The organism is Aliiroseovarius sp. PTFE2010 (genome assembly GCF_049943335.1).
Lineage (GTDB): Bacteria > Pseudomonadota > Alphaproteobacteria > Rhodobacterales > Rhodobacteraceae > JBNFVY01.
Map to the genome: position 1 here is coordinate 82,814 of NZ_JBNFVY010000011.1, position 11,966 is coordinate 94,779.

12 protein-coding genes are annotated in these 11,966 nt (G+C 61.9%); 11 read left to right on the top strand and 1 reads right to left on the bottom strand.

Going from position 1 to position 11,966, the window contains the following annotated elements; all coding sequences use genetic code 11:
- Window positions 1–102 precede the first annotated feature (102 nt).
- From ACP2AV_RS13435 to ACP2AV_RS13445, 3 genes are all read left to right on the top strand, one after another.
- A complete protein-coding gene (locus ACP2AV_RS13435; protein WP_426373276.1) occupies window positions 103–477 on the top strand; it encodes a helix-turn-helix domain-containing protein in 375 nt (124 codons plus the stop codon).
- 76 nt (window positions 478–553) lie between these two features.
- Window positions 554–1,360, top strand: coding sequence for a histidinol-phosphatase (hisN, locus tag ACP2AV_RS13440; RefSeq protein WP_426373277.1), 807 nt, complete (start codon window positions 554–556; stop codon window positions 1,358–1,360).
- The gene (locus ACP2AV_RS13445) at window positions 1,357–2,706 is read left to right on the top strand and encodes an 8-oxoguanine deaminase (protein WP_426373278.1); all 1,350 of its coding nucleotides are present in this window, start codon (window positions 1,357–1,359) and stop codon (window positions 2,704–2,706) included. The genes hisN and ACP2AV_RS13445 overlap by 4 nt, the downstream gene beginning before the upstream one ends.
- A gap of 223 nt (window positions 2,707–2,929) precedes the next feature.
- On the opposite strand, the gene guaD is transcribed toward ACP2AV_RS13445, so the two are convergent.
- Window positions 2,930–4,216, bottom strand: a complete 1,287-nt coding sequence (gene guaD, locus ACP2AV_RS13450) for a guanine deaminase (protein ID WP_426373279.1) — start codon at window positions 4,214–4,216, stop codon at window positions 2,930–2,932.
- Window positions 4,217–4,340: 124 nt separating this feature from the next.
- Here guaD and mgtE point away from each other — a divergent pair, with 124 nt between their 5' ends.
- The 8 genes from mgtE (at window position 4,341) to ACP2AV_RS13490 (ending at window position 11,909) form a co-directional block, all read left to right on the top strand.
- On the top strand, window positions 4,341–5,732 hold the full coding sequence (mgtE, locus tag ACP2AV_RS13455; protein ID WP_426373287.1) for a magnesium transporter: 1,392 nt from the start codon (window positions 4,341–4,343) through the stop codon (window positions 5,730–5,732).
- Window positions 5,729–6,295: a 5-formyltetrahydrofolate cyclo-ligase gene (locus ACP2AV_RS13460; protein ID WP_426373280.1), complete on the top strand. Its 567-nt coding sequence runs from the start codon at window positions 5,729–5,731 to the stop codon at window positions 6,293–6,295. Before mgtE ends, ACP2AV_RS13460 begins: the two co-directional genes overlap by 4 nt.
- Window positions 6,296–6,344: 49 nt before the next feature.
- Window positions 6,345–7,160 carry a TIGR00282 family metallophosphoesterase gene (locus ACP2AV_RS13465; RefSeq protein WP_426373281.1) on the top strand — a complete coding sequence of 272 codons (816 nt, stop codon included), beginning with the start codon at window positions 6,345–6,347 and terminating at the stop codon, window positions 7,158–7,160.
- Window positions 7,161–7,271: 111 nt separating this feature from the next.
- On the top strand, window positions 7,272–9,029 hold the full coding sequence (locus ACP2AV_RS13470) for an SLC13 family permease (RefSeq protein ID WP_426373288.1): 1,758 nt from the start codon (window positions 7,272–7,274) through the stop codon (window positions 9,027–9,029).
- Between the two features lie 173 nt (window positions 9,030–9,202).
- Window positions 9,203–9,943 (top strand): YebC/PmpR family DNA-binding transcriptional regulator, encoded by a 741-nt coding sequence (locus ACP2AV_RS13475; protein ID WP_426373282.1) that lies wholly within the window; start codon window positions 9,203–9,205, stop codon window positions 9,941–9,943.
- 67 nt (window positions 9,944–10,010) lie between these two features.
- A complete protein-coding gene (locus ACP2AV_RS13480; RefSeq protein WP_426373283.1) occupies window positions 10,011–10,613 on the top strand; it encodes a LysE/ArgO family amino acid transporter in 603 nt (200 codons plus the stop codon).
- 69 nt (window positions 10,614–10,682) lie between these two features.
- The gene (locus ACP2AV_RS13485; RefSeq protein ID WP_426373284.1) at window positions 10,683–11,585 is read left to right on the top strand and encodes a DMT family transporter; all 903 of its coding nucleotides are present in this window, start codon (window positions 10,683–10,685) and stop codon (window positions 11,583–11,585) included.
- Window positions 11,586–11,660: 75 nt separating this feature from the next.
- Entirely contained in the window at window positions 11,661–11,909 is a 249-nt protein-coding gene (locus tag ACP2AV_RS13490; RefSeq protein ID WP_426373285.1) for a YdcH family protein, read from the top strand.
- The last annotated feature ends 57 nt before the right edge of the window (window positions 11,910–11,966 follow it).

The window sequence follows — 11,966 nt, forward strand, 5'->3', positions numbered from 1 at the left end:
ACCCTGTCGAAAAAGACAGGTTGAGAGTCTGGCGCGAGAGCGGGATGTGTTTGATACACGCATAGGTTACAGGCAGTCGCCGACAGTCAGGAGCAACAAGTTATGAAGCACCCCGTAGACGTTCATGTAGGCAAACGCATTCGGCACCGTCGCTGGATGGTTGGCATGACACAGCAACAACTGGCAGAACGTGTCGGGATCAAGTTTCAGCAGATCCAAAAATACGAAACCGGCATGAATCGCGTCTCGGCGTCCAGACTTTGGGATATCGCCGAAGCGCTGAACGTGCCTGTTGCGTTCTTTTTCGAAGGTCTGGGCGCTGATGTAGAAGCCGAAGCCGACCCCGCCACGTCGGTTCCCGGCGATATCCTGGCAGACAAAGAGGCCCTTGAACTGGTCCGCTCTTACTATTCAATTCCGGAAAACCAGCGCCGCCGTCTGTTCGAACTGGCACGTGTGCTGTCGGACGTCGCATGAAAGCGTGAACTTCCTTGACGCCTGAAGGGCCAGTCATTACCCGCTAAGGGGTGGCTGGCGTTTTCGGGCTCAAACTATGACGAATTATCCTTCTTCGCTGGTGTCGGACCTGCTTGCGGCTGCGCATGCGGCTGCCGATGCGGCGCGCAATGTCACCCTGTCCCATTTCCGGTCGGATATAAGGGCCGAGAACAAGCTGCAAGGCGGGTTCGATCCGGTGACCATCGCGGATCGCGGGGCCGAAGACGCCATTCGCAAGGTTCTGGCCGATTTGCGCCCCGATGACGCGGTGCTTGGCGAAGAGATGGCGCAGGTTGCCGGAACGTCGGGGCTGACCTGGGTGATTGATCCCATTGACGGGACGCGCGCCTATATCTCGGGCGCGCCGACATGGGGCACGTTGATCGGGATCACCGACGCTGACGGTGTCATCATCGGGATGATCGACCAGCCCTATATTGGTGAACGGTTTGTCGGCGGGCCCGACGGGGCACAGTGTTTGGGGCCGCGCGGCACACGGACCTTGGCGACCCGGCAAACGGATCGGCTTGATCAGGCCACGATCTTTACCACCTTCCCCGAAGTGGGCACCAAGCGCGAAGGCGCGGCCTTTGCCGATCTGGCCGGGCGCTGCAAGCTGACCCGCTACGGGATGGATTGTTATGCCTATGCGCTGTTGGCGCACGGCTGCGTGGACCTTGTGGTCGAAGCGGGGCTGAACCCCTATGACATCGTCGGCCCGATTGGCGTCGTCCAGGCGGCGGGCGGCATCGTCACCGATTGGCGCGGCGGACCGGCCCATCCGGGGGGGCGCGCGGTTGCCGCGGCAAATTCGGCCCTGCATGAGCAGGCGCTTGCAGTGTTGTCCAAGGTGGCAACATGATCCTGCGCCGCACCCTGCTCAAGAACGCGCAATGTGTGGTGACGATGGACGACCAGCGCCGCGAACTGCACGACGCCGACGTGATGATCCATCATGGCGTGATCGAAGCGGTCGGCAAGGGGCTCTATGCCGATGACGCGGATATCGTGCATGTGAACGGGTGCCTGATCACGCCGGGCCTCGTGAACACGCATCACCATCTGTACCAATCCCTGACCCGCGCGGTGCCGGGGGCGCAGGATGCGCTGCTTTTTGGGTGGCTCCAGCGGCTCTATCCGATCTGGGAACAGTTCACGCCCGCAGATTTTCGCGCCTCGACCTTGGCCGGGTTGGCCGAGCTTGCGTTGTCAGGGTGCACGACCACATCGGACCACCTGTACCTGTTCCCCAACGGCGCACGGTTGGACGACACCATCCATGCGGCGGCGGAAATCGGCATGCGGTTCCACCCCACCCGCGGCGCCATGAGCATCGGAACCAGCGCAGGGGGCTTGCCCCCGGACAGTTTGGTGGAAAGCGAAGCGGCGATCCTGGAAGATTGCGTGCGCGTGATCGATACGTTTCATGACCCGGCGCCAGGATCGATGTGCCGCGTCGGCGTTGCGCCTTGTTCGCCGTTTTCCGTCAGCCAGGACCTGATGCGCGACGCGGCGGTTCTGGCGCGCGACAAGGGCGTTCGTCTGCACACTCATTTGGCAGAAAACGACGAAGATATCGCCTATTCACTGGAAAAGTTCGGATGCCGGCCGGGACAATACGCCGAGGATCTGGGCTGGTTGGGGGAAGATGTCTGGTTTGCGCATTGCGTAAAGATCGACCCGCAAGAGATTGATTTATTTTCAAAAACAAAAACCGGCGTGGCGCATTGTCCGTGTTCGAACTGCCGTCTTGGGTCGGGGATCGCGCCGGTCCGGGCGATGCGTGATGCAGGGGTGCGCGTTGGGCTGGGCGTTGACGGATCTGCCAGCAATGACGCAGGCAATATGGTGGCCGAAGCGCGCCAGGCAATGTTGTTGCAGCGTGTGGCGCGCGGCGCCGACAAGATGAGCGCGCGTGAAGCGTTGGAGCTTGCGACGCGCGGCGGGGCCCAGGTGCTGGGCCGCGATGATATTGGCCAGCTTGCCGTCGGGATGCGCGCCGATATTGCAGTCTGGGACATGACCAGCATCGAGGCCGCGGGCCTGTGGGACCCCGCAGCCTTGTTGCTGGCGGGGCCGACCTGGGTGCGGGACCTGTTTGTCGAGGGGCGGCGCATCGTCAAGCAGGGGCGACTGCATTCGATGGATCTGGGCGAAATCAAGCATGACCAGATCCGCCGCGCGCGCGCCTTGGCCGAAACAGCTTAGACGGGCCCTTGGTTTATGGGCGGTCGGCGGCACGAAATCTGCCGGGCATAAAGGGGGATGAAATTGCCCCGCCAATCCCGCAACCGATCTGACCTGCGGCGCGCGCCCGTATCGGCGCGGCGCGATTGGGCAGGTCGAGCCGGGTTGTGGTGATTACCGCGAAACGCCGAGGGTCAGCGCGTTTCGGATGCCCCGGACGGGGCCAATTGCCGGTAAAACAAGATCAGAGCGCTTTTTGCCCGGCGATCCAGACGCTTTTTATCGCACGATCATCGCCCATCATGATGGTTGGGAAAATAGACTCCCACGCGTCTTCGGCGCGGCTGGCGCGCTGCGCGATCAATGGTGTCGAAGTCAGGTCAATCACGACAAGGTCCGCTTCCATTCCCTTGGCGATGTTCCCGATCATGTCGTGTTGGCGCAGGGCGCGGGCCGACCCGCAGGTGGCCAGCCACCACAGTTGGGCCGCGTGCAATGGCGTGCCAGTCAGTTGCCCGATTTCATAGGCGGCTGCCATCGTGCGCAGCATGGAAAACGACGACCCGCCCCCGGTGTCGGTTGCAAGGCCGACGATCTGTCCTTCTGCCTTCGCGCGTGCCATGTCGAACAGGCCCGAACCGATAAAGGTGTTCGATGTCGGGCAATGGATCAGGGCCGCGCCGGCTTCGGCAAGGCGCGCCCGTTCCCGCGGTTCCAGGTGAATGGCGTGCCCGAACATCGCGCCTTCGCGCAGCAGGCCGTGGGTTTCGTATGTATCGAGGTAATCGCGCGCGTCCGGGTAGAGCGATTTGACCCAGGCGATTTCGTCGGTCTGTTCGCTCAGGTGGGTTTGCATGGGGCAATCGGGATGTTCGGCCCAGAGCGCGCCGAGCGCTTCAAGTTGCGCCGGCGATGAGGTCGGCGAAAAACGCGGCGTGATGGCATAGCTCAGCCGATCCAGCCCATGCCATTTTTCCAGCAGCGCGCGGCTTTCGTCATACGCGCTTTGGGCCGTGTCGCGCAGCCCGTCGGGCGCGTTGCGATCCATGCAGGTGCGCCCGGTCGCGGCCCGCATGCCGCGCGCTTGGGCCTGTGTGAAGAACGCGTCAACCGAAGCGGGATGGATCGTGCCGAACGAGCACATGGTTGTGGTGCCGTGGGCAAGGGCCAGATCGAAATAGAGATCGGCCTGACGGGCGGCATACGCGGGGTCGCCAAAGCGCATCTCTTCGGGGAATGTGTAGGTGTTGAGCCAGTCGATCAGGCGTTTGCCCCAGCTGGCGATGATCCCGGTTTGGGGATAGTGCACGTGGGCGTCGATGAACCCGGCAGATATCAACCGGGCGCCATAGTCTGTTGTCTGGGCATCGCGATAGGTCGCGCGGATGGTATCGGCTGGCCCGTGATCGACAATGACGCCATCGCGGATCACCACGGCGCCCTTGCGTTCGATGCGGCCGGCGGCGGGCCCTGACGGGCCGAACGGGTCTGCACTATAGGACAGAACCTGCCCAAGAAGAATGTCGGTCACGGATATGCTCGCTGGTTGAATTGGGGCTACCATAGCATTCGGACCGGCGGGGTAAATTGCTTGCGCGCTCTGTATTCCCTTCCATGCTTGTTCTATGTGTTGGCCAAAGCAGCAGGGCGCGGTCATGGAAGAGCATCAGGTCATCGACAATGACGAGGACAAGCCGGAAAAGGACGCATATGTCCTTGGCCAGAAAACCGTTGCGGCGATCCTTTATGCTGTTGATGCGCAAGATAAAACCAAGCTAGCCGAGCTGATGGAGCCGCTGCACGCGGCGGACATCGCGGACCTTCTTGAGCAGATCAACACCTTCGACCGGCGCCAATTGGTCGAGCTTTACGGCGGCGCGTTCGACGGCGAGATTCTGTCAGAACTGAACGAAGACATCCGCGAAGAGATCATTACCGCACTGAAACCGGACGTTCTGGCCGATGCGGTGCGCGAACTGGACAGTGATGACGTTGTCGATCTGGTCGAAGATCTGGACCCGCCCCAGCAAGAGGCGATTCTGGACGCGCTGGAAGACGCCGACCGTGTTGCGGTCGAACAAGCGCTTTCGTTTCCCGAATATTCGGCCGGTCGCCTCATGCAGCGCGAAGTGGTCATGGCGCCCGAGCATTGGAACGTGGGCGAAGCCATAGATTTCATGCGCAATCATGACGACATGCCCGAGCAATTCTATCACGTCGTGCTGGTCGATCCCGCAATGCGGCCGGTGGGGCATGTGACGCTGGGCAAGATCCTGTCGCACCCGCGCGAGATGAAATTGACCGAGATCGTCGAACCGTCCTTCCGCACCTTTCAACTGGACGAAGACGAGGGCGACGTGGCCTATGCCTTTAACCAGTACCACCTGATTTCTGCGCCGGTCGTGGATAAGGTCGGGCGTCTGGTCGGTGTCATCACGATCGATGACGCCATGTCCGTTCTGGATGACGAGCACGAAGAAGATATCCTGCGTCTGGCCGGTGTGGGCGACGGATCGCTTGCGGCCAAGGTGATCGAAACCACGCGCGCGCGCCTGCCATGGCTGGCGGTCAACCTGGTCACCGCGATCCTTGCGTCGCTGGTGATTGCCCAGTTCGAAGACACGATTGCGCAGTTCGTAGCCTTGGCGGTTTTGATGCCCATCGTCGCGTCGATGGGCGGCAATGCGGGCACCCAGGCACTGACCGTGGCCGTGCGCGCCATCGCCACGCGCGATCTGACCGGCAGCAACGTCTGGCGCGTGATCCGGCGCGAGGTGTTGGTGGGGCTGGCCAATGGCTTGATTTTCGCGGTGGTCATGGGCGCTGTCGGATTGATCTGGTTCGGCTCGCCCGTGCTGGGGGGCGTGATCGCGGCGGCGATGGTGATCAACATGGTCATTGCGGGGTTCGCGGGCATCCTGATCCCGGTCGTGTTGGACCGGTTGCGTGTTGATCCGGCGCTGGCATCGGGCGCGTTCGTGACGACAGTTACCGATGTGGTGGGCTTTTTGGCCTTTCTGGGGCTGGCGGCGATTTTCCTGTTATGACACTGGACGCGGAAAAGGCAGCCGCGCGCAAAACGGCGCTGGCCAAACGAAAGGCCGCGCATTCGGCGGCCAGATCGTCGATGGCGTCGGCCCTGCTGGTGGCGCATATCGAACGGATCGGCCCGCGCAACGTGGCCGGTTACCTGCCGATCCGGTCCGAAATCAATCCGCTGCCCGCGATGGAGATGCTGGTACGCCACATTCCCGTTTGCGTGCCGGTGATTGACGCGCCGGGGCGGCCGCTCAAATTTCGGGAATGGTGGCCCGAATCCGTCATGGAAAGCGGGCCCCATGGGATCTTGCAGCCCGCAGAAGGCGCCTTTGTCACCCCCGAATTGGCCATCGTGCCGCTTGTGGCCTTCGACGATCAGTTGATGCGGCTTGGCTATGGGGGGGGCTATTATGACCGCACCCTGCCACGGCTGCGCGCGGCGAGCGGCAAGTTTCAGGCTATCGGTCTGGCGTATGGCGCACAGCAGTTGGACCGGGTGCCAACCGACCCCCACGATCAGCGTCTGGATGCAGTGGTCACGGAAAAGACGGTTCTGACCCAACCCGCCTGACCTGCGCTTGGCTCTTGCGCCCGGCGCACGCTCGCCATAGCAACACAGTATGCGAATTCTTTTTCTAGGAGACATCGTAGGCCGCGCCGGACGCAATGCGATTGCCGAGCGCCTGCCTGGCCTGCGTGAAACGTGGCGCACCGATTTCGTCGTGGTCAACGGGGAAAACGCCACAAATGGCGCAGGGCTTTCGGCGGATCACGCCAAGGGCCTGCTGGACGCGGGTGTCGATTGTCTGACGCTGGGCGATCACGCGTTCGATCAACGCGACATGATGCAGTTCATCGACCGCGAACCCCGAATTGTCCGCCCGATCAATTTCGCCAAGTCGGCCCCCGGACGTGGGGCTGCGATTCTGGATGCCGGGCGAGGGCGCAAGATCCTCGTGGCGCAGGTTCTTGGTCAGGTCTTCATGAAGCGGGCCTTCGACGATCCGTTTTCGGCCGTCGACGATATCCTGCGCAAGAATCCTTTGGGCGTCACGGTGCAGGCCAGCCTGCTGGATGTGCATTGCGAAGCGACCAGCGAAAAGATGGCAATGGGGCATTTCGCCGACGGCAAGGCCAGCGTTGTGGTCGGCACGCATACCCATGTCGCCACCGCTGACGCGCAGATCCTGCCGGCCGGGACGGCGTTTCAGACCGATGCGGGGATGTGCGGCGACTACAATTCGGTGATCGGGATGGACAAGGCCGAACCCCTGCGCCGCTTCGTCACCGGAATGGGCAAGACCCGGTTCAAACCGGCCGAAGGCGAGGTCACCCTGTCAGGCGTGTTTGTCGAGACCGATGATCGCACCGGCAAGGCAAAATCGGTCAAGATGGTCCGCGAAGGCGGGTGTCTGGAGCAAAGTATCCCGCAATGACGCCCGTATGAAACGTGCGCTTGCGGGGGCTGATGCAAACCGCGATGATGGCGCCGATTTGACCAACCAAGGTACGCTGGACCTTTGAACCTGACCTTTCAATTCAGCCCGATGGGCGAAGCTGTTCTGGCCCTGACCATCGTTCTGGTAATGTTCGTCCTGTTCGTGCGCGAACGTTTTCCCGCCGTCGTCATTGCCGTGGCCGGCGCTGCGGTGATGCTGGCCACCGGGATATTGCCCTACGGCGACGCGCTTGCGGTCTTGTCGAACCCGGCGCCGTGGACCATCGGGGCGATGTTCATCGTGATGGGGGCCTTGGTGCGGACGGGGTCGCTCAACTGGTTCACGCAATTTGCCGAACGCGCGGCGGACAAGCACCCGATTGCCGCGATTGGCGGGCTTATGGGGTTCGTTGTCGTTGCGTCCGCCTTTGCGTCGAACACGCCGGTGGTCGTGGTGATGATCCCGGTCTTTGTCCAGATGGCGCAGCGCCTGAACGTGCCGGCGTCCCGGCTGCTGCTGCCGCTGTCCTATGCGGCCATTCTTGGCGGCATGCTGACGTTGATCGGCACCTCGACAAACCTGCTGGTGGACGGGGTCGCGCGGGCGCAGGGCATGCGGGGGTTCACGATTTTCGAAATTACCCCGTTGGCGGCGATCCTGGTGGTCTATGGGTTGCTGTACATGCGGTTCATTGGCCGGCGCCTGCTGCCCGATCGCGATTCGATGGCGCAGATGCTGGGCGGAACACGCTCGAAGATGAAATTTTTCACCGAGGCGGTGATCCCGCCCGAAAGCAACCTCATCGGGCGCGAAGTGCTGAGCGTCCAGCTGTTCCAGCGGCCCGGCGTGCGCCTGATTGACGTCGTGCGGGGGGATACGTCTTTGCGGCGCAACCTGAACGACGTTCGCCTGCAGGTCGGTGACCGGGTGGTCCTGCGCACCCAGATGACCGAATTGCTCAGCCTTCAGGCCAACAAAAGCCTCAAGCGCGTGGATCAGGTGAGCGCGATTGAAACGACCACGGTCGAAGTTCTGATCACGCCGGGCTGCCGCATGGTGGGCCGGTCGCTGGGGTCGATGCGGTTGCGGCGTCGCTATGGGGTGTACACCCTGGCCGTGCATCGCCGAAATCAGAACATCGGCCGGCAACTGGACGATCTGGTCGTGCGCGTGGGCGATACGCTGCTGCTCGAAGGGGCGCCTGCGGATATCAAACGCCTGTCCGATGAAATGGATCTGGTCGATGTTTCGACCCCGACCGACCGGGCCTACCGCCGCAGCCACGCGCCGATTGCGTTGGGGGCCATGGCGGCAATCGTCGTTCTGGCGGGGTTTGGCGTGGCGCCGATCCTTGTCTTGGCGATTATTGCAGTGGCGGTGGTTCTGGTGACGGGCTGTATTGACGCGGACGAGGCATTTTCCTTTGTCGAAGGAAGCCTGTTGGCGCTGATCTTTGCGATGCTGGCCATCGGGGCGGCGTTGCAATCGTCTGGCGCGGTTGAGCTGATCGTATCGGGCGTGGCGCCGACGCTGGAAGCGTTGCCGCCGTTCTTTATCATCTGGGCCATTTACCTGCTGACCTCGGTGTTGACCGAATTGGTGACCAACAACGCGGTGGCTGTCGTGATCACCCCGATTGCCATTGGCCTTGCAACTGCGGTCGGCGTCGATCCGCGCCCCTTGGTGGTGGCGGTCATGATCGCGGCTTCAGCCAGTTTTGCAACGCCCATCGGATATCAGACCAACATGCTGGTCTATGGCCCAGGTGGCTACAAGTTCACCGATTTCATGCGCGTCGGCATTCCGCTGAACCTGACGGTCGGGCTGCTGGCCAGTGCCTTGATTCCGGTGTTCTTTCCGCTGTGACGGTTTTGCCCGCTGGCACCGCCAGCTCCGCACGCATGGTGATGGGGGCCGCATAATTTCCCGGCGGCGCCGACGGGATCGCTTCGTCACATTCGCGCGTTTGCTGGGCTTGCGGGGCAGGGGCGCTCTGCCGTATAGATGCGCCGGATATACAGTATTTCGGGAGAAGACCCATGGCAGGCCATTCTAAATGGGCAAACATCCAGCACCGCAAGGGCCGTCAGGACGCGGCGCGTTCAAAGCTGTTTTCCAAACTGTCCAAGGAAATCACGGTTGCGGCCAAGATGGGCGACCCGGATCCAGACAAGAACCCGCGCCTGCGATTGGCCGTCAAGGAAGCCAAGACGCAATCCGTTCCCAAGGACGTGATCGAACGCGCGATCAAGAAATCCCAGGCGGGTGATGCCGAAAACTATGACGAAATCCGCTATGAAGGGTATGGGCCCAACGGCGTGGCGGTCATTGTCGAAGCGATGACGGACAACCGGAACCGGACCGCATCGAACGTGCGCTCGACCTTTTCGAAAAACGGCGGAAACCTGGGCGAAACCGGCTCGGTTGCGTTCATGTTCGAACGCAAGGGGGCCGTCAGCTATCCTGCGGACGTTGGCGATGCGGACACGGTGATGATGGCAGCCATTGAAGCGGGCGCAGAAGACGTGGAAAGCAACGAAGACGGGCATATCATCTGGTGCGCCGATACGGATTTGAATGACGTTTCGAACGCGCTTGAGCAGGAACTGGGCGAATCTGACTCGACCAAGCTGGTCTGGAAACCGACGACCACGACCGAGCTGGATCTTGAAGGCATGCAAAAGCTGATGAAACTGGTCGATGCGCTGGAAGACGACGATGACGTGCAGAACGTCACGACCAATTTCGAAGCGTCGGACGAGGTGATGGCCCAGCTTTGAACGCGTCAGATCGTCAACGTCAAAGCGGCCCTTTGGGGCCGCTTTTCCATTTTGGGGCAGGGGCGACATGGACGCCGCGCTGACAGGCTTTTTATCGGGGCTATCGTTGATCCTGGCGATCGGGGCGCAGAACGCCTTTGTGCTGCGCCAGGGACTGCGGGGCGAACATGTGCTGGCGATCGTGTTGGTTTGCGCCGTTTCGGACGCGCTGTTGATCGCCGTCGGAGTGTTCGGCTTTGAATTGGCCACCCAGACCGCGCCGCGCTTTGCCCCGGTCATGCGGGTGGCTGGGGCGGTGTTTCTGTTGGCCTACGGTGTTCTGGCGCTGCGGCGGGCATGGGCGGGCGACACGGCGCTGGACCCGGCGCAGACCGCGCCGCAGGGTTTGATGCGCGCCGTCGCAACTGCCTTGGCGCTGACCTGGGCGAACCCGCATGTCTATCTTGATACGGTCCTGTTGCTGGGCGCTATTTCGACGGGCTTTCCACAGGCGCGTGCGCCCTTCGCGTTCGGTGCGATTGGCGCGTCCTTCGTGTTCTTCTTTGCCCTCGGGTACGGGGCGCGCCTGCTGCGTCCGATCTTTGCACGCCCCTTGGCGTGGCGCATCCTTGATGCGGGAATCGCGGCGATCATGTGGGCCATCGCGGTCGCGCTTTTGCGCGGTCTTTAGGCCCGGTGATTGCGATGGCGCGGGAATTCACCCTTGAAGGCAGCGCGGGCCTGCGGTCAAGTACACCCTATGGCTAGCGCGCAAAATCGACCCGTTGTCGGGGTCCTCTGGATGCTGGTGACGGGGCTGTTGTTCGTCGCCGTGACAGCCGTCGTCCGCCATGTCGGATCCAGCTTGCCAGCCAGCGAGGCGGCCTTTTTACGCTATGTTTTCGGGCTGTTCTTTATTTTGCCCATGCTGCGCCCGATCCTCAGAACCCGATTGACGGGCCGCCATTGGCGCCTGTTTTTCCTGCGCGGGGCAATGCACACGATTGGCGTGTCGCTGTGGTTCTTTTCGATGGCGCGTCTTCCGGTTGCCGAGGTTACCGCGCTCAACTTTCTTGCCCCGGTGTTCGTGACGGTTCTGGCGGTGTTCGTCCTTGGGGAACACCTGGCAATGCGCCGGATGATTGCCGTGGCTGTGGCGCTGATCGGGGCGCTGGTGATCCTGCGACCCGGCTTGCGCGAACTGGGCCCCGGACATGGCGCGATGTTGATTGCGGCGTCGCTTTTTTCGGTGTCCTACCTGATCGCCAAGATCGTGTCTGATGAACTGCCGGCCGAGCTGGTAGTCGCCATGTTGTCGCTGACCGTTGCCTTGGGGCTGTTCCCGCTGGCCCTTGCGGTATGGCAGGTGCCCAGCCTGCGTGAACTGGCCTGGATGGCGCTGGTGGCGGCCTTTGCAACGACAGGGCATTATACGATGACACTGGCCTTTCGCGCTGCGCCGCTGGCCGTCACGCAACCGGTCAGCTTTCTGCAACTGATCTGGGCTGCCCTGTTGGGTCTGGTGCTTTTCGGAGAGGCGCTGGATGTCTGGGTCATTCTGGGCGGGGCCCTGATCCTGGGGTCGGTCAGCTTCATCACCTGGCGTGAATGGGTGTTGAAGCGCCGCGCGGTAACCCCGGCGCCCATGGCAACAAAGAGCTGAGATTATTTGATCCCGATCAAGGTTCTTGCGGTCCGTTCCAACTAGCGTAAGGCAACGCAAACAGGAGGACACGCGATGTCACATACGCCCCACGAACTGGCCGATGATTTTCCAGAATATGCAGATGCCATCACCGAACTGAAAAGCAAGGATGCGCATTTTTCCAGGTTGATGGATGAATATCATGACGTGAACCGCGCCGTGCATCGCGCCGAAACCAAATTGGAACCGATAGACGATCTGGCTGAGGATGAATTGCGCAAGACCCGCATGGCGCTGAAGGATGAGCTTTACAAGATGCTCCGCGCCGCCGCCGAGGCCTAAGGCCCCGTTTTCCCTTGTCAGACGCTTTGCCGCCGGCGCCCAGAAAAAGGCGCCGGC